Origin of the sequence: Afipia carboxidovorans OM5, assembly GCF_000218565.1 — a bacterium.
GTDB lineage: Bacteria > Pseudomonadota > Alphaproteobacteria > Rhizobiales > Xanthobacteraceae > Afipia > Afipia carboxidovorans.
In genome coordinates this window covers 2,432,533-2,451,197 of the sequence record NC_015684.1, presented here as the reverse complement: position 1 = coordinate 2,451,197, position 18,665 = coordinate 2,432,533, and the positions used below count along the sequence as shown (strand labels likewise).

Below are 18,665 nucleotides of genomic sequence, written 5' to 3'. Positions count from 1 at the left end.
GGAACTTTTCCAACGCCGAGTCCGTTAGCCCCGTGTTTGGGCGAAACAGGAGCTTCGGATGTCGGTAGCCAAAGTCATCGAAATTACGTCGTTGTCGCAGAAGAGTTTTGAGGATGCGATTACCGAGGGGATCAAGCGCGCGGCGAAGACGGTCAGCAATATCGAAGGTGCCTGGATCAAGGAGCAGAACGTTCAGATCAAGGACGGCAAGATCACCGGCTTCCGGGTCAACATGAACGTGACGTTCCTCCTCGACGACTAGGTCGTCGAGTTTGCCGATCACTCGGCGCGTTATCCTTCCTTCCAGATAGCACTGCGGCGGAAGCGCAAAGGCTGCCGCCGCAGTTCGTTGTTCAATCCAGCATTCCGTTCATTACAGCGCGAGCGCGCGGCCATCGCTGCGCGGATCGTGCGCACCGGTGATGGTGCCGTCCTCGTCGATCTTGATCGCGCCGGGGTGGCCGGCGAGTGGGCTCTGTGCCGGGATCGGACTCATCTCGTGCCCGCGCGCGGCAAGCTCCTTGAACACGGCTTCGCCTGCATCCTGCTCGAGCTTCAGGCTGTCGCGGGTGTCGGAGAAGGTTTTGCCGAGCAGGAAGCGCGGCCGCGCAAGCGCGGTGAGCGGGTCCATGTTGTAGTCGATGAGACGCGTGAGCACGGCGGCGAGCGTCTGCGGCTGGCCGTCGGCACCTTGCGTGCCGTAGAGAATGCGCGGCTTGCCGCCCTTGAGATACATGCCCGGGTTGAGCGTGTGGAACGGCCGCTTGCTGGGCTCGAGCCGGTTCGGACTCTTCGGATCGATTCGGAACGAGGCGCCGCGGTTGTGCCAGAGAATGCCGGTGTCGCCGGCGACGAAGCCGCTGCCCCAATCGTAATAGACGGTCTGCAGCATGCTCACGCAGTTGCCGTTGGAATCGGTCGCGCCGATGTAGACGGTGTCGGCCTTCTTGAAGACGTGCGGCCACGCGGCCGCCTTCGCAAGGTCGATCGCCTTGGCGTGAGCGTCGAGGTTCTCCTTCGAGAGCAGGAAGTTCACCGGCACGTCGACAAATTCCGGATCGGCGATGTAGCGGTTGCGGTCGATAAAGGCCGGTTTCACCGCCTCAACGAGCAGGTGATAGAAGTCAGCGCTGCCCTCGGGATATTTTGAAAGCTCGAAACGCTCGAGGATGCCCATGATCTCCAGCGTCGTGATGCCTTGCGTCGGCGGGCGCAGGCCGAGCAGTTCGCCGCCACGATATTTGACACGGAGCGGCGCCTCGTCGCGCGCCCGGCACCGCGCCAGATCGCTTGCGGTGAGAGGCGAGCCCATCGCCTTGAGACCGGCGGCGATGCGCTCGGCGAGCTTGCCCTCATAGAAATCGCGGCCACCGTTCTTGGCAAGCATCTCCAGCGAATTCGCAAGCTGCGGCTGCGCGAGCTTTTCGCCGACTTCGGGAATCTTCCCGTTCGGCATGAAGATGCGCTGGATGTCGGGCCAATCTTTGAGGTTCTTTTCCTGAAACGTCTGCCAGAACTTCTGCGAAGGCGTGACCGGAAAGCCGTCGCGCGCATATTCGATCGGACGCTTGAACAGCGACTCCCAGCTTTGCTTGCCGCCCCACGATTTGCGGCTGAAATCGAACGCCTGATCCCAGGTGTCGACAGCGGCAGCCGCGGTGAGCGCGGATTGCGGGCCGCGGATTGGGATCGAATCCTTGTAGTCGGGAGGATTGGCCGCGGCCTGACCGACGCCGGAGAGCGTGCGGACATTGCCGTTGCGGTCGCTGATCACCATGAAGGCGTCGCCGCCGAGCCCGCAGAAATGCGGGTAGGTGACGGACAGCGTCGCGCCGATCGCGATCGCTGCCTCGATGGCGTTGCCGCCGTTCTGCAGCACTTCGAGACCTGCGCGCGTCGCGAGTTCGTGCGGGCTCGTTACCATGCCTTTCTTGGAGCGGGCGAGGGCGGAGGCGTCCGGTGCGGCCCAACCTGATTTCGGCAGAGTGGTTGCGGCCATCAGTGCGGCCGAACCGAGAAGCGTGTCTCTGCGTGAGAGCATGAGGGAGGCGTTCGCGAAGGGATGAAGGTTGGGCATGGTGTTTCCTCCGTTTGTTATTGTGTAGCGGCTGCGATCACTCCGTCGTTTTCTGCAGAGCGATCTCGGCGCCTTGCGTGCGCGCCATGGTGGCGAGCGCGCAGCCTTCGCAGTAGCGGCGGTCCTTATAGTCCACCCAGTTGTGCGCGAAGATGCGATCGGTCGGGATACCGTAGCGGATCTGCAGGACACGCACGAGAATGCGCCATGCCTCGACCTGCGCATCCGTCACCGGTTTGCGGACATTCGGATAGTTGCCTGCGAATTCGATTCCGATCGAATTGTTGTTCGGCGTCAGGCGGAACGTGTCGCCATTGTCGATATATTTATTGTCGTTGCGGTTGCCGCTGTGCCGCACATGCTTGGGCGTTGCCCATTCGCCGACCGCCCAGTAGACGGTACCGTCGGTCTCGACCCAGATCGTCGTGCCCTGGCCTTCAGGGTCGCGGGCCTGACGTAGCGCGCCGCGATAGGCAGAGCCTGCGGGGCCTTCGGTCTGATGCACGATGATGCTGTGCCAGAGGTTGGCATCGGCGCGGTCGCCCCACGGCACTAGCCAGACCATGTTGAGACCGGGAATATCCGGTGTGCCGCTCGCGCGTGCGGCAGCCTCGAGTGAGGTGAACGACTGTGCCGCAACCGGCGCACCACCCGTAACGAGACAGATCAGCAACAGAACGAGGCGACCCATACGCCATCCGATCAAGACAACCTGATCGAAGCTTAGTGAGACGCGGGGTGGCGTAAAGGGCTTTTACGTCACAGGTGGATGAAAAGCTTTTCGCATGCAATCGAGACGATGCTCGCTGTGCCGTCATTCCTGCGGGAGGGCGGACGCGGATTTGAGGCGCGACCATGGTCCGGCAAGTAGCGTCTCGTCGAACCGGAATGTGCGAACGGCGGGCGACAAGAGTGCCATCGCCGCATCCTGAGCGGACGCGTTGGCATCGTTGCGCCACCACAGAGCGCCAGTGCTGCCGTGATGCACCGGCACCGACGTCGCGGCAGGCGCCGTCGTCATCGTCGTGGACTTTGCCGCGCGCTGTGGTGCCTTTGGTGCGAAGTGGAAACGCATGGTGTTTGCATCTGCGGTCGCAGGCGCGGCCGGATGTAGCCGCCATTGCCACGGCTCACTCGGCGTCTTCGGCAGATCCTTGGTGGCCGGCACGACATGAACCACGCGATAGCCGCGCGTCTTCAATTCGTGCAGGATGATCGGCAGTGCTTTCTCGGTTCGCCCCTGAATATCGTGCAGCAGGAGAATGCCGCGACCCTTCGCTTCAAGCCGGCTGATCGCAAGCTGCGCCACGCGGGCAGGCGAAATACGATGCCAGTCGTCGGCGGGGAAATCCGCGCTCCAGGTCTGGATGCCTTTCGACACCAGATAGTCTTCGACATCGCGCGAACGCAACAGGCCCGGAATGCGCAGGAACGGCGCGACCTGCGCGGGATCGCCGAGTGCCGCGGCAGTCGAGGCGATGCCGTCATTGATCTCAGCCTCGTTCTCCTCAATCGTCATGCGATTCATCCGCAGCGGATGATTCTGCGTATGCGTGCCGATGGTGTGCCCGGCGTCGCGAATCTCGCGCAGCGCCTGCGGGTAAGCGGTGGCCATCCGTCCGACGATGAAGAACGTGGCCTTCACGCATTGCGCGGAAAGAATGTCGAGGACAGGCTTCGTGTGCTTTGGCAGCGGGCCGTCGTCGAACGTCAGCACGACCTCATGGTCGTTGAGCGGCAGCGTCTCCGGATATTGCATCGTACCGATGCGCGGATGCTCGGCCGGATCCACCACGAGCGTGCGCGAGGTGCCGAGTGCATCGGGATAGCCGGGGCATTCGGCGGCCTGCGCGAGTGCGACAGGCATCGTGAGCAAAACGGCAGCGGCGGAGCGGAGAACGAGAGAGCGCATGAGTGTCAGGACGAATGTGTGAAAGCCGGAGAAGGGTAAGGGATTCGCGATGAAGGGGAGCTTAATTCGTCGCGGGCTTGCCGGAAGGCGATAACCCGGCACCACTGCCTGCCGGGACGACATGCACGACCTTGTAGCCGTTCTGTTTCAGATATCGCAGGAAAGCAGGCAGCATTGCGGCGGTGTGCGATTTGGTGTCGTGCAGGAGAATGATTCCCTTGCGGGCGTGCGCAAGCCGCGTCGTCAGCAATTCGAGTTCCTGCTGTGGCGTCATGGTCAGCCAGTCGCTCGCCCACAGGTCTGCGCCGAACACGACAACGCCGCGGCTTTCGAGATTGGCGAGCAACGCGGGCGTCGAGGCGAAATAGGGAAAGCGGAACAACCGCACCGTGCCGGGCTGCGCCGGTGCAAGCGCTGCGTCGTCGGCCGCAAAGCCCTTGTCGATATCGGCGAGCGCCTTGTCCTTGGCGATGCGGTCGAGCATCGGATGCGACCAGGTGTGGTTGCCGATGCTGTGGCCGTCGCGGACCATGGTTTTGAGCATATGAGGCAACGACTGCGCGTTGCGGCCGACCACGAAGAAGGTTGCCCGCACGCATTCGGCCGTGAGCGCCGCGAGAATCTTGCCGGTGGTCGCGGGAAGTGGGCCGTCATCGAAGGTCAGCACCACTTCCTTGTCGGCGAGCGGCAGGGTCTGCGGAAAGCTCTTCAGTCCGACCCGCGGCGTCGTTTTAGCGTCGACGGTAAGAATGCGCGCCGTGCCGAGCGCGTCCGGCCGCGGGCATGACGCCGCCTGTGCCATGTGCGGCACCGCGATGAGCGCAGCGGCAAGGCAGGCCGGGAGAAGCAGGTTCATCCGTGAAAATCCATGTGCGGGCCGGGGCCGGCTGCGCCGGGCCACTCTGCACCGCGCCGCTTCGTATTGCGCCCGCAGCGGCGAGGCAATGCCGATTTTTGCGGGGCAGGGCTTACCCACTGCATGCTCATGGATCGCCCCGATGCGGCAATAATTTAACCGCGCCTTAACCATAAAGGACCGACCATGCGCGCATCCAAGAATGCGCGGGACGGCAGATGAAGCGGTTGCGGCTGAAGGCAGACGGACGGATCGTCGAGGTGGTCGACGGCGAGGAGGCTCCTTTTGTCGTGGAGACTGCTCCGGCGTTGCCGTCCGAGGCGGCTGTGACGCCTCATGTGCGTGAATTGCGGCTGCGGGCGAAGCTCACCCAGGCCGAATTCGCGACCAAGCTATGCGTCCCGATTGAGACCATTCGCAACTGGGAGCAGGGCAAGCGCTCGCCGCGCGGGCCTGCGCGTGCGCTTCTCGCCGTGATCGCCCATGCGCCGGACATGGTATTCGCCGCTCTTGCGGCAAACAGCCCGCGAGCCTGAGCGCCGATTGCGCCGGCCTCGGATCGACCCCACATTTCTATCGTATGCTGAGATGTTGCAGGAGCTGCCATGCAATTCGTCGAAGCAGGTGGAGCGCGCATACCGATCCTGGGTCTCGGCACTTTCGGGATCGAGGGGCGTGATTGCTCGCGCGCGGTGGAGCAGGCGCTGCGTCTCGGCTATAGGCTGATCGATACCGCGCAGATTTACGACAACGAACGCGAAGTGGGTGACGGCATCCGCGCCTCGGGCGTTCCGCGCAACGACGTATTTCTTATCACGAAGGTCTGGACCACGCGGTTTGCACCGAACGAGCTCGTGCGCTCTGTCAAGGATAGCGTGTCGCGGCTGCGCGCGGAGATCGACCTTCTGCTGTTGCACTGGCCGAACCCGCAGGTGCCGCTTGCGGAAACGCTGCAGGCGCTGGCGAAGGTCAAGGAGCTTGGGCTTGCTCGCCACATCGGCCTGTCGAATTTCACCGTCGCGTTGATGGAGGAGGCGGTCGCGTTAAGCCGCGAGCCGCTGATCTGCGATCAGGTCGAGTATCATCCCTATCTCGACCAGACCAAGATCATCAACGCATGCCGCGCGCATGGCCTTGCGGCGATCGCCTATAGCCCGCTTGCGAAGGGGCGCATCAAGAACGACGAGACGCTCATCGGGATCGGTCGCAAATACGGCAAGTCGCCCGCGCAGATTTGCCTGCGCTGGCTGATCCAGCAGAATGTCGTGGCCATTCCCCGCACCTCGAAGGTCGAGCGCCTGTCGGAAAATCTCGACGTGTTCGATTTCGTGCTCAGCGAGGACGACATAGCGCGACTGTTTGCGATGGGCTCGCCGGAAGGACGCATCACCAATTTCGGATTCGCACCGCAGTGGGATTGACGCGTTCACACTCCATTGCGAGCAATCGTCGCACGCATCATACCGTGCAAAGCGGGGACACGCCGAGAAAGCGCTGGGCAGTCGCGTGCGAGCGGCTATAAGCAGGCATGTCTTATCTCGCCACGCGCCTCTTCGGATTTCTCGTCACACCGTCCAATCTCGTTGCGACGATCTGTCTGCTCGGGCTTCTGCTCACGCTCGTGCGCTGGAGAAAGGCAGGAGCACGCATCAGTGCGGCCGGCATCGCGTTGCTGCTGGTATGCGGATTTTCACCGCTCGGAAACTGGCTGCTGCTGCCGTTGTCGGAGCGTTTTCCGGCCTGGCATGACGATGGCCGCGCACCGGACGGAATCGTCGTGCTTGGCGGCGCGATCAGCCCGGATCTCACGGCAGAGCGCGGGACGGCTGAACTGAATGCTTCGGCGGAGCGAATGACGGCAGCGGCCGAACTCGCGCGCCGCTTTCCGAATGCAAAGATCGTGTTGAGCGGTGGCAACGCCAATGTCTTCCATCCGCTATCGACCGAAGCGGAAGTGGGGCGCGTGCTGCTCGAGAATCTCGGCGTCGCGGCGGATCGTATCGTGAGGGAAGATCGCTCGCGCAATACCTACGAGAATGCGATTTTCACGCGTGACGTTGTGAAGCCCAAGCCAGGCGAGCGCTGGCTTCTGGTGACGTCGGCTTATCATATGCCGCGCGCAATCGGCGTATTCCGCGCGGCGAACTTTCCTGTCGAGGCTTATCCGATCGACTGGCGCACCAGCGGCTGGAAGGAGGCGGGTCGGCCTTTCCTCAAGTTGAGTGCAGGACTCGCGCGGCTCGATACCGCGGCGCGTGAATGGGTCGGCCTGATCGGCTATCGGCTTGCGGGCCGCACGGATGAATGGTTTCCCGCGCCGTAGCATTTGCCGAGCGGCTGCTCACACGTCTCAAAAGAAAACCCGCTTGCAGAACAAGCGGGCTCTCTCGTCGCTCGGCAGGCTTAGCCGCCGCCGGCCTTGGCTGCGCCCGGCGCAGTCGATTTCGGATTCGACTGCGAACCGTCGCCGCCCACAGTGTTGTTGCCCGGTACGCCGCGCTTGCTGTCCATCGACGAGCCGGTGGTGGCTGCGTTCGGGTCGACAGGCTTCATGGTGTTTTTCTTCACGGCATCGTTCTTGTGAATGGCGGTGCCGGAGGAACTCCTGTCCATGGACGATTGCGCCATCGCGGTCGCGGACATGGCGAACACACAGGCGGTGGCGAGAAGAATCTTCTTCATCATGATCTCCTGATGTCTTTGGGCGGTTTCAACACGGCCCCAACAACGCCCGGCAGATCGCGTTCCGCGGGAACGGCAAAAGCGAGACGGGTGTTGCGCATTTGTTGGGAAGACATCGGAGTTTCATCGTGACGCGCGATTGCAGGCGCGATGCCGCCGCAAGCGTGCCGCATTTGCGGAACGTCTCAGTCCTGCCGCGGCAGACCCAGCCGGTAGACGCCACGGAAATCGTTCGGATCGACCGGCTTGCCGTGCCGGTAGATCACGAGCCGCCCCGCTTGCGCGAGCGCGACGGCCGCGCGGCGGATCGGAACGAGCAGTGCATGCCATTCGCTTCCCTCGGCGATCGCATGAGCGATCTCCGGTGCGCTCAAGGTTTTACGATCCGCGCCGCGTAGGATCGCGAGGATCGCATCTTCAAGCTTGAGGGCTGGTGCGGAGGGCGTGAGGGCGGGCGAATCGAGAGGCATGATTGATCATCGCCTTGCCGCATCGGCTGCGCGAGAGCAAGTCTGCAATGGTACGGATCGAATGACACTCATGCCGCGGCTTTCGTTTGCCGATTGCAGTTGGAGTGGTGCGGGCTGCGTGGCAGAATCGATGTGCAGGAGGCTGCACATGAGTCTCACTCTCTACATCGGCAACAAGAACTATTCGTCATGGTCATTCCGGCCATGGCTTGCGATGAAGGCGACGAACATTCCCTTCGAGGAAGTGTTCATCCCGATCTACACCGACGCGAAGGACAAGCAGCGCCTCCTCGACGTCTCGCCTGCAGGCAAGGTGCCCATCCTGGTCGATGGCGAAGTCACGGTCTGGGACTCGATTGCGATCATCGAATACCTCGCCGAGAAGTTTCCGCAGGCACGGCTGTGGCCACAGGATTCCGCTTTGCGGGCTCATGCGCGCGCCATCAGCGCCGAGATGCATGGCGGGTTCGGTAGCCTGCGCCGGGAGTGCGGCATGAACATCCACCGCCCGATCCGCGCCAAGGCGCTGTCGGAGGAGGCGAGGGAGAACATCGCGCGCGTTCAGGAGATCTGGACCGACTGCTGCAAGCGGTACGGGGAGGCGGGACCGTTCCTGTTCGGCACGTTCTCGGCGGCGGACGCGATGTATGCGCCCGTGGTGCATCGCTTCCGAACCTACGACATCGAGGTCACCCCGCCGGTCCGGGCGTATATGGATACCATGTTGGTCCATCCGGCCTTCGCGCAATGGACGGCGGAGGCGCTTGCGGAGACCCTCATGATCGAGCGATTCGAGGCCGATTGAGGCGGGGAACTCGGCCGCGGGATTCAGTCATTTTCTTAAATTGTTGAAATCTATGGGAAAATTATATCGCAGAGCCTCGTTCACCAAACCGGAGAGAGCCGTCAAAACCTCGCTTCTGCCGATCTATCCTACTGAAATGATTGCAATATTGGTTTACTTGCCATGCGTCCTTTAGCTGGCAAAAACGGCCCTTCCGTGCTATACAACCGCCATCATCAAACCTGCCGCCCGCGTTCCAAGGCGGCGGTTTTGCGTTTCGAGTGATGGAGCAGAGCGTTGAAGCACAAGTTCGGAATTGGTGAGTTCGTCTACTTCACGGCGAGCAATGTGTCGCGCCCCGCGGCGAGCGGCACCTATGAAGTTATTCGTTTGCTTCCCACCGATGGCGACGACTGCCAGTACCGCATCAAAAGCTCGACCGAGGCGTTCGAGCGCGTGGCGCGCGAGAGCCAGCTCGCGGGCACTTGATCGATCAGGTTGCCGGGGCCGCGCCTTGCGGCCCTTTTCGTTGCCCGGTGGTGAGCCTGCGATTGCAGGCAGTAAAGGTGATCGCGGATGAACCGGGCTTTCGCCGCCGGCCTTGCCGATATCCCGCAGTCACTGGGGCTGCCGGTGGTGATTATCCTTGCGGTCGCGGCGGTCTTTGCACTGATCTCCATTGTTGCGCTGCTTCGCGCCGAGCGGTCGTTTGCCAACGGCGCGCTTGCGGTCGTCGCGTTGCTCGCGGTGGCGTTGGCCGCTGCTCTTGCGCTTGATGGCTCCAGCCGGAAGGGACCTGCGGCCTCGTCCGAGACGTTTGCCGGGCCGGCATCGCCTGCACTGACCTGTCTTGACGAACTCGCTGGCGAGATCGTCGGCACCGGGTGTGAGCAGGCAGTCTTCGCTTCGGCTGAAAGCACCGCCGCGGCGGTGTCGTACACCGCATCGCAAATCTCCCGCCTTGCCGCCCATGGCGACGCTGCGTCCGCCGACCGGGCGATGACGCCGTCGTTGCAAGCGTTGCGTCGCGCTATCGAGCGCGACCGTTACGGCCTTGTCGCCCATGTGCTTGCCGTGCGGGAGGGCTGCAAGCTGTCGGAGTGTGCGTTCTTCACCTCGCTTACCAATACGGCGCAGATCGCCAACAACATGAACGAGCGGGTCTATGAGAGCCTCGTGGCACGGCATGCGCCGCTGTGGGGCAAGCTCGGGCAACAACCCGGTGTCCTGCCGCCCGCTGCCGCGATTGCGCCCACGGAGCCAGAGCGACCGACCGGCAAGCCGGTGTCGGGCGACTTCCCGAGCTCGGCCTCGATCCCGCCGATCAGCATCATGGCGCCCGAGCCCCCAACGGCATCGACTCCCTCTGCCGCTCCTGCGCCCTCTGCCGCGCCGGTCCGGCCTGCGGAGGCAGCGCATCCCGCGCATCAGGCACCAAAGGCCGCCGCGAAGAAGCCACCGGCTGCGCCTCCCGCGCCGCCGCGCTCGCTGACGCCGCCAGCAGCAGCCACACCCGACGCTGGGAATAACCGGTAAAACTTCAAGGAAAACCTTGCGGCAGGCGTTGCAGCGACCTGCCGATCCGGCCTATCTGCGGGGCATGCCGCTGCATCTCGTCAAACTGTCCGTCGGCTCGACGTCGTTTCGTGATCTGAAGGAATGGATCGACGCGCGCGCGAAAGCTTCGCGCACCAAGACCAAGCCCATCCGCCACACCCACGTCACGCGCATGACGCCGAAGCGCGAGGCGGAACTGCTCGACGGCGGCTCGATCTACTGGGTCATCAAGGGAGAGATCACCGCACGGCAGAAGCTCGTTGCAATCGAGCCGTTCCGCGACAAGGACGGCATTGGGCGCTGCCGTCTCGTGATGGAAACCAAACTCATCCCGGTCTCGCCACGACCAATGCGCGCGTTCCAGGGCTGGCGCTATCTCGATGCGAAAAGTGCGCCGCCGGATTTGCGCGGCTCGCCGCAGGGGCTCGCGGACATGCCCGAACCGATGCGCCGAGAGTTGCGCGAACTCGGGTTGCTGTAAGGGCGACATACGTTCGAGCCCGAATGACTAGAGTGTCATCGCCGGGTTTGACCCGGCAATCCATCCATTTTTTAGATGGATGCGCGGATCAAGTCCGCGCATGACGAGCAGTCGATTGGGGCGGCGATCAGAGCTCGAGCTAGATCTTCATATTGTCGATCAGCCGCGTGGTGCCGATCGTCGCGGCGGCGAGGAGCCGTCCCGGCTCGCGGCCGATCTGCGACAGTGGTGCCAGCGTCTCGGCGTGGCGCGCTTCGAGATAATCGAGTTTGAAGCCGGCATCGGTGATGAGCTTGGCGCCGGCTTTGAGCGTCGCGGCGGGATCCTCGCCCTGGCGCAGCAGCCGCACGACTTGCTTCATTGAACGGTGCAGCGCGGGTGCAGCCTTCCGCTGCTCCGGCGACAGATAGAGATTGCGCGAGGACATCGCGAGACCATCGCGCTCGCGCATGATCGGCGCACCGACGATGCGCGGACCGAGATTGAGGTCGCGCGTCATCTGCGTCACCACCTTCAACTGCTGATAGTCCTTCTCGCCGAAGATCGCGACGTCGGGGCGCACCTGCGCAAGCAGTTTGGCAACGACGATGGCAACGCCGCCGAAGAAATGCGGGCGGAAGCGATCCTCAAGCCCGGCTGTCGCGGGGCCTTCAAGGTGAATGCTGGTGGCAAAGCCTTCCGGATACATCAGTGCGGCGTCGGGATTCCAGATCAGGTCGACGCCCTCGGTCGCGAGCTTCGCCGCGTCAGTCTTCCAGGTCCGCGGGTAGGAGCCGTAATCCTCATGCGGCGCAAACTGCGTCGGGTTGACGAAGATCGAGACCACGACCTTGTTCGCCCGGCGCTTGGCAAGCCGCACCAGCGAGATATGTCCGTCATGGAGCGCGCCCATGGTCGGTACCAGCGCGACGCTCGCGTGGCGTTTGCGCAGGGTCTCGAGGCTGCGCTGCAGCGCGGGCAGGGTACGGGCAACGAGGGGAGAAGAAGAGGCCATCTTGATTCAGCACCGGTTCAGGGTGAAAGGCGCGGTCCGTCCGGGCCGTATGTGTGCGCTATCACGATTTGCGCATTTTGGCGGTTTACGCATTTTGATTGACCGCGGCCCGGGCTGATTTGAAGATATCCACAAAGGGAACTGCCGGAAGAACAGGTTGGCAGGGCGGTGTGCTCACTGGTTCCGCACAGCGAATACGGTGCCGAAATAGCCGCAGGCGTGTTTTGCCTCATGGCAGGAACATGATTAGCTAAATGGCATGACGTCCGACATCGCCACACCCGTTGGGAAGGACGCTTTCCGGCAGCACCGGAAGGGCGGCCATCCCTATGTGCGGCGAACGATCACGACCATCGCCGCTTTGGTCGCGCTCGCGGGCGTTGCCTATTTCGCGGCTGTCACCTGGGGTGTGAAGCATGAGGCCCTGGCGCTTTATGACGCCACGCGCCAGCGCCCGGTGGAAGCCGACGTGGCGGTGCGGCGCGATGTCGAAATGCGGGCCGAGGCCGGCCTGACGACGATGCCTGTCGTTGTCATCAGTCACGGCAATACCGTTCGCTTCAACGAATATTCCTTCCTGTCGAATTTCTTTGCTGGACGTGGCTACCTCGCGATCTGCATCCAGCATGACCTTGCGAGCGATGCGCCGCTCGTCACCAGGACGGGCGAGCCCTATGCCGGCCGTGAACCGGTCTATACGCGAGGCGTCGCCAATATTCGCTTCGTACTCGATGAGGTCGCGAGGCGCTACCCGCATGCCAATTACAGGCACCTCACGCTGGTCGGCCATTCCAATGGCGGCGACATCGCGATGTACTTCGCGAAACGATATCCCGACCGGGTGGCCGACGTCGTAACGCTCGACAATTTACGCGTGCCGCTGGAAGGTGCGTTCCGGATTCTGACCTTCCGCTCGAAGGACCCGGAGTTCGTGCCGGACGTGGGGGTGGTGCCGCGTGTGAACGGGGAGCGCATCACGGTCGTCAACACTCAATTCCGCCATAACGACATGTCGGACCGGGGACCGGACAGCATGAAGCTCAGCATCGAGGATACGCTCGGCAAATTTCTGGATAAAGATAGCGAGCTTGCGCCGGTCAACACCGATAAGATCAACGTGCCGCCGCCCGCGAGCGATCCGCTTGCCGAGGCCAGACGAAAGTGAAGTTGGGGAATGCCTGAATTTCGATGCGCCGCTGTGCGCGCTCTTAAAGCCCGGCCGGATGCATCATGGTTAGCCTGATCGCCGGGATTTCCGCTCTCATCCTGATCTACTTCGCGCTCAAGTCGTTTCGTGCGACCGACCCGAAGGTGCTGGCGCGACTGCTGCGGCGCATCGGTGGTTTCGTCTCGCTGGCGGCGGCCGCCTATATCGGCATGCGGGGGCGGTTCGAGATCGCCGTGCCGCTCGGCCTGTTCGGTGCGGGGCTGCTCGGCTACTCGGTGCTTGGTGCGGAGCTCGCTGCAAAATTCGGGCTGGGCGGCCCGTCGGTGAGCTCAGACGGGCAGCAATCCCAGATACGAACGCAGTTTATAGAGCTGACGCTCGACCGCCGCACCGGTGCGCTTGGCGGACGTGTGATCGCCGGATCCGAAGCGGGGCGCGATCTCGGCACCTTCGCCCTCGCTGAACTGCTCGGGCTTGCACGGAGCCTCGACGAACAGAGCCGGGCCCTTCTGGAAAGTTATCTTGACCGCCGGTTTGCCGGCTGGCGTGAGAACGCGCAGGACGCAGCGGCAGGAGGGGGTGCTCGCCAGCATCGCAGCACGGCGTCGGGCGGCAAAATGACGGCGGAGGAGGCCTATCAGATCCTTGGCCTGCAGCGAGGCGCGGGGCGGGACGAAATCAGCAGCGCCCATCGCAGGCTGATGAAGAAACTGCATCCCGACCAGGGGGGGACGACGTACCTCGCGGCCCGTGTCAACGAGGCCAAGGATACTCTTCTTCGCACGCATCACCACTAAACTCCACGCAACACGACGCCATTTCGTCGAGCGTGCTCGCTGTGTCTCTGGATGATGCCGTCGCCCGCCGTAGTCCGGCGTGGTCGCTTGTGGTTAAGGTTTTAGAGACCAAACCTTGAGAAAGGGTTGTCGTCGCAAAAATTCTACCCGCGTCACCCGCATACGAAAACGCCCGCGATGATCGCGGGCGTTTTGAATTACGGAGCGTTCAGATTGCTCAGTTGCGGATCGTCATGCAACCGATGTCGGAGCGCTTCAGCATTTTACAGGCGGCTTCCGCGGAGTTCTGGTCGAGACCGGCGAAGCGGGCGCGGTAGTAGGTCTTGCGGCCCTTCGAATAAACCTCGGTGAACGAGTCGGCGTTGTTGAGATAGCGGCGGGCGCTTTCGCGCGCCGCTTCAAGGCGCTTGTGCGCTTCCGACTCGGTCTCGAGCGCGCCGACCTGAATGATCCATCCGCTGTGGCTGATGGCGGTGGGCTTGGTGTTTGCAGGCGTTGCGGCTTCAGGCGCGGGAGCAGGCGATTGCGCCTGTGTGCCGGCCATCGCGCGGGCCTGAGCGCCCAGCGTCATCGGAGGCGGGCCGCGATTGGGATCGGCATAAGCCATCGTGGACGACGGCGAGGGGACGGGGCCGACGGTGCCTTCGCCAAGGCCCGGCGTGGTGCGGGTGACGACGATCGGCAGCGGCGCGGGGAAGGGCTGGGCCGCAGGAGCGACAGAAGCCGTATGCGAGGCCGGCTCGGGCGTTGCTTCAGCAACACGGATCGGCGCCGGCGGCTTGGTGTTGGCCTTGGATGGCGCCATGCGGACTTGCACGGTCTTCACGCGCACCGGCTTCATCGGCTCCGACGATCCCGGAATGGCGGCGAGCGGCGAGGAGATTACGCCGCTGGTCAGCGGAGCAGGCTCAGGCTTTGCAGCCGGCTCGGCAGCGGCCTGTGCAGGAGCCGGGACGGGAAGAGGAACAGCCTCGGGTTGGGCGGTTGCGACCTGAATCGGAGCGGGACGCGGCGACGGCTTCGCAGCGACCGGCTGCTCCATCTTGGCAGGCGTGGTGCCGGCCGGAGTGCGCTCGGTGATGGCTGCGACCGTGCGGCGCGTCGAGGCGTCGTCGAGGTAGGTTGCGAGCAGCTTGCGCATCGTCGCGTCGCGCGCGCCGCTGGTGCGGCCGCCGAGGACGACGCCGACGAGATGGCGGTTGCCGCGGCGGATGTTGGACACGAGGTTGAAGCCTGATGCGCGGATGTAGCCGGTCTTGATGCCGTCCACCCCTTCGACACGACCAAGCAGGTGGTTGTGGTTACGGATCGGGCGGCCGCGCCAGGTGAAGACCGAGGTCGAGAAGTAGCGATAGTATTTCGGGAAGCGATCCTGGATCGCACGGCCGAGCGTCGCCTGATCACGCGCGGTCGTGATCTGGTCGCTGTCGGGCAGGCCCGAGGCATTCACATAGGTCGTGTTGTTCATGCCAAGCGCGCGCGCCTTGCGCGTCATCATCTTGGCGAAGCCTTCCTCGCTGCCGGCGATCGCTTCGGCAACCACCACGGAGGCGTCATTGGCGGAGCGAGTAACGATGCCCTTGATGGCGTCCTCGACGCGAATGGTCTGGCCCGGGCGCAGGCCGAGCTTGGTCGGCGCCTGCGCGGACGCATGGCGCGAGACTTCGAGTTGGGAATCGAGCCGCAGCTTGCCGTTCTCGATCTGCTCGAACAGCATGTAGAGCGTCATGATCTTGGTCAGCGACGCAGGATGACGGGTCGCGTCGGCATTCGTGGACTGCAGCGTCGCGCCGGAATTGGCATCGACGATGATCGATGCAAACGGCGGGTTGTAGACCGAGCGCTCCACATGCGCGCGATGGTGGTGGTGACGGCGCCGTGCGTCGGCGTGATCCGTGAGCATGACCGTAATGGAGACGGTGGCGAGTGCGAGTGTGAGGTAACGTGCAATCCCGCCGGACGCGAAGGTGACACCGAACATGAACTTCCCCGTCTCGATTTCGAGTTCTTTGACCTCGTTCTGAGGCCAAATTGGGCCGTCTTCCGCACGGGCCGCGGGGCGGGCATCGCCGCTGGCGGGCGGTGAAGGTTCCGCTCGCCGGACCATAAGCCGTTGAACAGACGCTGCTTTTGTTCCCGGCCGACGTGAAAGACACTTTGTCCAAAAATACGGGGCGGCAGTTGCCAAAGCCTTAACGAAGCGTTTCCGCGATAGGCCGGATTTGTCATGAATCCTTGTGCGTCGCACAATTTCCTTGACCTTCATTGTGCGACGCGATATCCCGATTTCGTGATCGGATGCCCCATCCGCCTTTGAGAGGACGAGTCATGTTCAAAGTGGAAGATTTCCAGCAGCAGAGCAAAGAGCAGCTTGATGCCACGGTGACCTCTGCGCGTAACGTCGCCAACGGTTTCCAGGCGATTGCTGCCGCTTACGGTGACTATTCGAAGAAGTCGTTTGAAGACACCAAGAGCTACGTCGAGAAGCTCTCCGGCGTGAAGTCGTTCGACAAGGCGCTCGAAGTTCAGAGCGAGTACGCCAAGACCGCCTACGAGACGTTCGTCGCTGAGGCCCAGAAGATCGGCCAGCTCTATTCGGACCTCGCTAAGGAATCCTACAAGCCGTTCGAAGGCCTGGTCTCGAAGTACACCGCGCACTAAGCGCGACGCCTTTCAGGAATTAAAAAAGCCCGGCTTTATGAGCCGGGCTTTTTGTTTGTGCCGCCTCATCGGCGGCGGATCGGGTGCGTTACTGCGCGATGCGCAGCTTGGCGATCTTGTTGAGCACGTTGTCGAAGGCGGTGGCGGTGTCGTTCGCAGACGTGATGAGCTGGAAATAGCCGGAGCCCGATGAGGCGCAGTCTTTCAACACCTGGGATTCCGGGTCCTTGCTGTTGATGTTCACCTGAATGGTGAAGATGGTGATCTTGTCGGCCTTGATGTTGTCGCACAGCGTCTTTTCACGTCCGTCGATCGTTGGGCAGGGGCCTGCGTTCGGGCAGGTGTACCATCGGTTCTGCGTATTCAATCCGTCTGACAGAATCACGATGTAATCTTGGTAGACCCAGTTCGGGTCCTTCGAGGGCGCCTTGAACGGATCGTTGGCGGTGTTGAGCGTCTGCCAGCCCCAGAACAGGCCGATCGCCTGGTTGGTGTTGCCGCTCGGGTTCATGGCGTTGACCTTGCTGTTCAAGGTGGCCCATTGGTTGCTCATCGGCGTGATGGTCGCTGACAGGCAATCCTTCCATTGCTCGGGGTAAATGCGCCCCGAACCCGACATGACGGCGTTGGTCGTATCGGCATCCTGGTCGCGATCGTTGACGCACCCGGTCCAGGTGCTGTGTGCGGGGGCGGCCGCAGCAGCCTTCGTGGTATCGCTCGGATGATCGCGCCAGTAATGCTTGTATTTGGCCTGAACGCATTTCCGGCTGCTGCCGGTGCCGGTGCATGAGCAGTTGGGTTTGTTGCTCGGGCACTGCGCATTCGACCCGGTCGCGAGAACGATGCTGGCGTCTGGATCAACAACGCTCGTATAGCAGCCATTGTAGTAGACGCCGGTTTTTCCCGGGTAGTTCGCGCCGCCATCGATGCCCGGGCAGATCATGCCCTCATAGGTACCGCTTGACGGGATGAGGTACCTGTCGGTGCTGTTGTTGCTGAGATCCGTAGCCCCGGACAGAGAGCCCGGCCGGTCCATGCAGGCAAAGCTGAATTTGCTCACGCTGCTTTGCTGGGATGGACGCGGATTTCCGTTGCTCTTTGTATCGAACGGGCAAGGCGCACCCGGGCCGATATCGGCCCACTCGTAGGTGATGTTGTTGTATTTGACTTTGATTGGATAGCTGTTGTCGGTGAGAATCCGCGGCGCGGCTTCCCATTCGCTCCAGTTCAGCCAGGACGCGCCCACGTTGGAGGTGCCGACGTTCACGTCCTTCGCGAAGGGTACGACGGAGATATAGACGTCGCCTTCGTTGGTGTTGAAGGCCGACAATTTCTTGATCAAGCCGGTGGTGGCATTGGCGGCTGCTTTTTTCAGCGCCGTCATTTTTCCGTTCTGGTCCATCGACCCGGTATTGTCGAGCACCAGCGCGACGCGCATGCGCGAGCTGCCCCATTTCGTGGTCGAGGCGGTGTTAATCGGCAGCGTGCTGAAATTGGTGCCGACAATCTTCATGAAGTAGGTCGGCATGTTGCCGCCGGCGTTCAGCAGGATTGTCGCGCCGCTTCCGTTGTTCGGGGTGTAGACCGCGCTGAACGTTTGGATCGGCGTTTCGGTGTTGGTGTAGAGCGAATTGACGTACTGCCGGGCGCGCGTGGTGATTTCACTGTCGCTCATCGTCGCCGCGTCCTTGGAGATCATCAGCGCGGCGCTGTCGAGCGCGCTCTGCATGGCGGTACGGGCGGAACTGACGCGAGTGTAATCGACGGCTGCGCCGACCAGTGCGACGAGCGGGATGGCGACCAGTGTGAAGATGATGGCGACGTTGCCGCGGGCATCTTTGCGAAACCCGTTGGCGAGGCTGGCGAAACGCTTGATTGAGAGGGGGCCCATTGCCGTTTACCAGAGTGGTTGTATCTGGAACTTTGCTTACGGGCGGCCTAGTGAAGAGGTGGTAAAGTGCTCCGAGTAAAGCCGGGGGCATTATTAAAATGCCGTCTTTTTGGCTCCGGTCCGTATGTTATGCTCAATGGAGCGTTGCGGACTGCTCGTTCTTTCGGGGGATGCCGTTAAGGAATCGTCAGGAGAGCGCCGGCGGCCTGTCGCGCCGGGCAAGCTGAGCGCCGCCGTCATTTACGGACAGGAGCGTGCCGCGATCACGCGAAAAACGGCGGATAACGCATCGGCCTGTGCCGATTTTCCCTTTATTCCGAGAGGGGTAGGGATTT

General features: G+C 62.6%; 20 protein-coding genes. 11 read left to right on the top strand and 9 right to left on the bottom strand.

Annotated features, from left to right (window positions below; genetic code table 11):
- Positions 1-58: 58 nt before the first annotated feature.
- Complete coding sequence (locus tag OCA5_RS11365; protein ID WP_012562900.1) at positions 59-262, top strand: dodecin family protein; 204 nt, start codon at positions 59-61, stop codon at positions 260-262.
- 111 nt (positions 263-373) lie between these two features.
- On the opposite strand, the gene ggt is transcribed toward OCA5_RS11365, so the two are convergent.
- From ggt to OCA5_RS11345, 4 genes are all read right to left on the bottom strand, one after another.
- On the bottom strand, positions 374-2,041 hold the full coding sequence (gene ggt, locus OCA5_RS11360; RefSeq protein ID WP_012562901.1) for a gamma-glutamyltransferase: 1,668 nt from the start codon (positions 2,039-2,041) through the stop codon (positions 374-376).
- A gap of 73 nt (positions 2,042-2,114) precedes the next feature.
- Positions 2,115-2,768 carry a peptidoglycan recognition protein family protein gene (locus OCA5_RS11355; protein ID WP_012562902.1) on the bottom strand — a complete coding sequence of 218 codons (654 nt, stop codon included), beginning with the start codon at positions 2,766-2,768 and terminating at the stop codon, positions 2,115-2,117.
- Positions 2,769-2,891: 123 nt separating this feature from the next.
- Positions 2,892-3,989, bottom strand: coding sequence for a polysaccharide deacetylase family protein (locus OCA5_RS11350; RefSeq protein ID WP_012562903.1), 1,098 nt, complete (start codon positions 3,987-3,989; stop codon positions 2,892-2,894).
- Positions 3,990-4,050: 61 nt separating this feature from the next.
- Complete coding sequence (locus OCA5_RS11345; protein WP_012562904.1) at positions 4,051-4,845, bottom strand: polysaccharide deacetylase family protein; 795 nt, start codon at positions 4,843-4,845, stop codon at positions 4,051-4,053.
- Between the two features lie 218 nt (positions 4,846-5,063).
- Between OCA5_RS11345 and OCA5_RS11340 the strand changes: the two genes are divergently transcribed.
- The 3 genes from OCA5_RS11340 to OCA5_RS11330 all read left to right on the top strand — a co-directional run bounded on the left by OCA5_RS11340 (position 5,064) and on the right by OCA5_RS11330 (position 7,168).
- Positions 5,064-5,381, top strand: a complete 318-nt coding sequence (locus OCA5_RS11340) for a helix-turn-helix domain-containing protein (RefSeq protein WP_012562905.1) — start codon at positions 5,064-5,066, stop codon at positions 5,379-5,381.
- 69 nt (positions 5,382-5,450) lie between these two features.
- On the top strand, positions 5,451-6,266 hold the full coding sequence (locus tag OCA5_RS11335) for an aldo/keto reductase (protein WP_012562906.1): 816 nt from the start codon (positions 5,451-5,453) through the stop codon (positions 6,264-6,266).
- Positions 6,267-6,373: 107 nt separating this feature from the next.
- Positions 6,374-7,168 (top strand): YdcF family protein, encoded by a 795-nt coding sequence (locus tag OCA5_RS11330; protein ID WP_012562907.1) that lies wholly within the window; start codon positions 6,374-6,376, stop codon positions 7,166-7,168.
- 80 nt (positions 7,169-7,248) lie between these two features.
- Here OCA5_RS11330 and OCA5_RS11325 read toward each other — a convergent pair whose 3' ends face one another.
- Both OCA5_RS11325 and OCA5_RS11320 read right to left on the bottom strand, forming a co-directional pair.
- Positions 7,249-7,527 (bottom strand): hypothetical protein, encoded by a 279-nt coding sequence (locus OCA5_RS11325; RefSeq protein WP_012562908.1) that lies wholly within the window; start codon positions 7,525-7,527, stop codon positions 7,249-7,251.
- A 185-nt stretch (positions 7,528-7,712) separates the two neighbouring features.
- Positions 7,713-7,997: a DUF3253 domain-containing protein gene (locus OCA5_RS11320; protein ID WP_012562909.1), complete on the bottom strand. Its 285-nt coding sequence runs from the start codon at positions 7,995-7,997 to the stop codon at positions 7,713-7,715.
- Positions 7,998-8,145: 148 nt separating this feature from the next.
- Between OCA5_RS11320 and OCA5_RS11315 the strand changes: the two genes are divergently transcribed.
- The 4 genes from OCA5_RS11315 to OCA5_RS11300 all read left to right on the top strand — a co-directional run bounded on the left by OCA5_RS11315 (position 8,146) and on the right by OCA5_RS11300 (position 10,819).
- On the top strand, positions 8,146-8,802 hold the full coding sequence (locus OCA5_RS11315) for a glutathione S-transferase family protein (RefSeq protein ID WP_012562910.1): 657 nt from the start codon (positions 8,146-8,148) through the stop codon (positions 8,800-8,802).
- A 276-nt stretch (positions 8,803-9,078) separates the two neighbouring features.
- Positions 9,079-9,270, top strand: a complete 192-nt coding sequence (locus OCA5_RS11310; RefSeq protein ID WP_012562911.1) for a hypothetical protein — start codon at positions 9,079-9,081, stop codon at positions 9,268-9,270.
- A gap of 87 nt (positions 9,271-9,357) precedes the next feature.
- Entirely contained in the window at positions 9,358-10,317 is a 960-nt protein-coding gene (locus OCA5_RS11305) for a hypothetical protein (protein WP_012562912.1), read from the top strand.
- A gap of 64 nt (positions 10,318-10,381) precedes the next feature.
- Positions 10,382-10,819 carry a DUF1489 family protein gene (locus OCA5_RS11300; RefSeq protein WP_013913195.1) on the top strand — a complete coding sequence of 146 codons (438 nt, stop codon included), beginning with the start codon at positions 10,382-10,384 and terminating at the stop codon, positions 10,817-10,819.
- A 139-nt stretch (positions 10,820-10,958) separates the two neighbouring features.
- On the opposite strand, the gene panC is transcribed toward OCA5_RS11300, so the two are convergent.
- Entirely contained in the window at positions 10,959-11,813 is an 855-nt protein-coding gene (gene panC / locus OCA5_RS11295; protein WP_012562914.1) for a pantoate--beta-alanine ligase, read from the bottom strand.
- 331 nt (positions 11,814-12,144) lie between these two features.
- On the opposite strand from panC, the gene OCA5_RS11290 reads away from it, so the two are divergent.
- On the top strand, positions 12,145-12,978 hold the full coding sequence (locus OCA5_RS11290) for an alpha/beta fold hydrolase (RefSeq protein ID WP_013913194.1): 834 nt from the start codon (positions 12,145-12,147) through the stop codon (positions 12,976-12,978).
- Positions 12,979-13,043: 65 nt separating this feature from the next.
- On the top strand, positions 13,044-13,778 hold the full coding sequence (locus OCA5_RS11285; protein ID WP_012562916.1) for a DnaJ domain-containing protein: 735 nt from the start codon (positions 13,044-13,046) through the stop codon (positions 13,776-13,778).
- Positions 13,779-13,995: 217 nt separating this feature from the next.
- Here OCA5_RS11285 and OCA5_RS11280 read toward each other — a convergent pair whose 3' ends face one another.
- Complete coding sequence (locus OCA5_RS11280) at positions 13,996-15,759, bottom strand: D-alanyl-D-alanine carboxypeptidase (RefSeq protein WP_012562917.1); 1,764 nt, start codon at positions 15,757-15,759, stop codon at positions 13,996-13,998.
- A gap of 347 nt (positions 15,760-16,106) precedes the next feature.
- Between OCA5_RS11280 and OCA5_RS11275 the strand changes: the two genes are divergently transcribed.
- The gene (locus tag OCA5_RS11275; RefSeq protein ID WP_012562918.1) at positions 16,107-16,439 is read left to right on the top strand and encodes a phasin family protein; all 333 of its coding nucleotides are present in this window, start codon (positions 16,107-16,109) and stop codon (positions 16,437-16,439) included.
- A gap of 88 nt (positions 16,440-16,527) precedes the next feature.
- On the opposite strand, the gene OCA5_RS11270 is transcribed toward OCA5_RS11275, so the two are convergent.
- Entirely contained in the window at positions 16,528-18,330 is a 1,803-nt protein-coding gene (locus OCA5_RS11270) for a TadE/TadG family type IV pilus assembly protein (RefSeq protein WP_012562919.1), read from the bottom strand.
- Between the last annotated feature and the right edge of the window lie 335 nt (positions 18,331-18,665).

What these genes read in the sequence shown, in the direction of transcription:
- OCA5_RS11335 (WP_012562906.1), top strand. Translation starts at nt 5,451, where the DNA reads ATGCAATTCGTCGAAGCAGGTGGAGCGCGCATACCGATCCTGGGTCTC.
- panC (WP_012562914.1), bottom strand. Translation starts at nt 11,813, where the DNA reads ATGGCCTCTTCTTCTCCCCTCGTTGCCCGTACCCTGCCCGCGCTGCAG.
- OCA5_RS11330 (WP_012562907.1), top strand. Translation starts at nt 6,374, where the DNA reads ATGTCTTATCTCGCCACGCGCCTCTTCGGATTTCTCGTCACACCGTCC.
- OCA5_RS11350 (WP_012562903.1), bottom strand. Translation starts at nt 3,989, where the DNA reads ATGCGCTCTCTCGTTCTCCGCTCCGCCGCTGCCGTTTTGCTCACGATG.
- OCA5_RS11280 (WP_012562917.1), bottom strand. Translation starts at nt 15,759, where the DNA reads ATGTTCGGTGTCACCTTCGCGTCCGGCGGGATTGCACGTTACCTCACA.
- OCA5_RS11315 (WP_012562910.1), top strand. Translation starts at nt 8,146, where the DNA reads ATGAGTCTCACTCTCTACATCGGCAACAAGAACTATTCGTCATGGTCA.
- ggt (WP_012562901.1), bottom strand. Translation starts at nt 2,041, where the DNA reads ATGCTCTCACGCAGAGACACGCTTCTCGGTTCGGCCGCACTGATGGCC.
- OCA5_RS11305 (WP_012562912.1), top strand. Translation starts at nt 9,358, where the DNA reads ATGAACCGGGCTTTCGCCGCCGGCCTTGCCGATATCCCGCAGTCACTG.
- OCA5_RS11355 (WP_012562902.1), bottom strand. Translation starts at nt 2,768, where the DNA reads ATGGGTCGCCTCGTTCTGTTGCTGATCTGTCTCGTTACGGGTGGTGCG.
- OCA5_RS11345 (WP_012562904.1), bottom strand. Translation starts at nt 4,845, where the DNA reads ATGAACCTGCTTCTCCCGGCCTGCCTTGCCGCTGCGCTCATCGCGGTG.
- OCA5_RS11320 (WP_012562909.1), bottom strand. Translation starts at nt 7,997, where the DNA reads ATGCCTCTCGATTCGCCCGCCCTCACGCCCTCCGCACCAGCCCTCAAG.
- OCA5_RS11365 (WP_012562900.1), top strand. Translation starts at nt 59, where the DNA reads ATGTCGGTAGCCAAAGTCATCGAAATTACGTCGTTGTCGCAGAAGAGT.
- OCA5_RS11270 (WP_012562919.1), bottom strand. Translation starts at nt 18,330, where the DNA reads ATGGGCCCCCTCTCAATCAAGCGTTTCGCCAGCCTCGCCAACGGGTTT.
- OCA5_RS11340 (WP_012562905.1), top strand. Translation starts at nt 5,064, where the DNA reads ATGAAGCGGTTGCGGCTGAAGGCAGACGGACGGATCGTCGAGGTGGTC.
- OCA5_RS11275 (WP_012562918.1), top strand. Translation starts at nt 16,107, where the DNA reads ATGTTCAAAGTGGAAGATTTCCAGCAGCAGAGCAAAGAGCAGCTTGAT.
- OCA5_RS11285 (WP_012562916.1), top strand. Translation starts at nt 13,044, where the DNA reads ATGGTTAGCCTGATCGCCGGGATTTCCGCTCTCATCCTGATCTACTTC.
- OCA5_RS11300 (WP_013913195.1), top strand. Translation starts at nt 10,382, where the DNA reads ATGCCGCTGCATCTCGTCAAACTGTCCGTCGGCTCGACGTCGTTTCGT.
- OCA5_RS11325 (WP_012562908.1), bottom strand. Translation starts at nt 7,527, where the DNA reads ATGAAGAAGATTCTTCTCGCCACCGCCTGTGTGTTCGCCATGTCCGCG.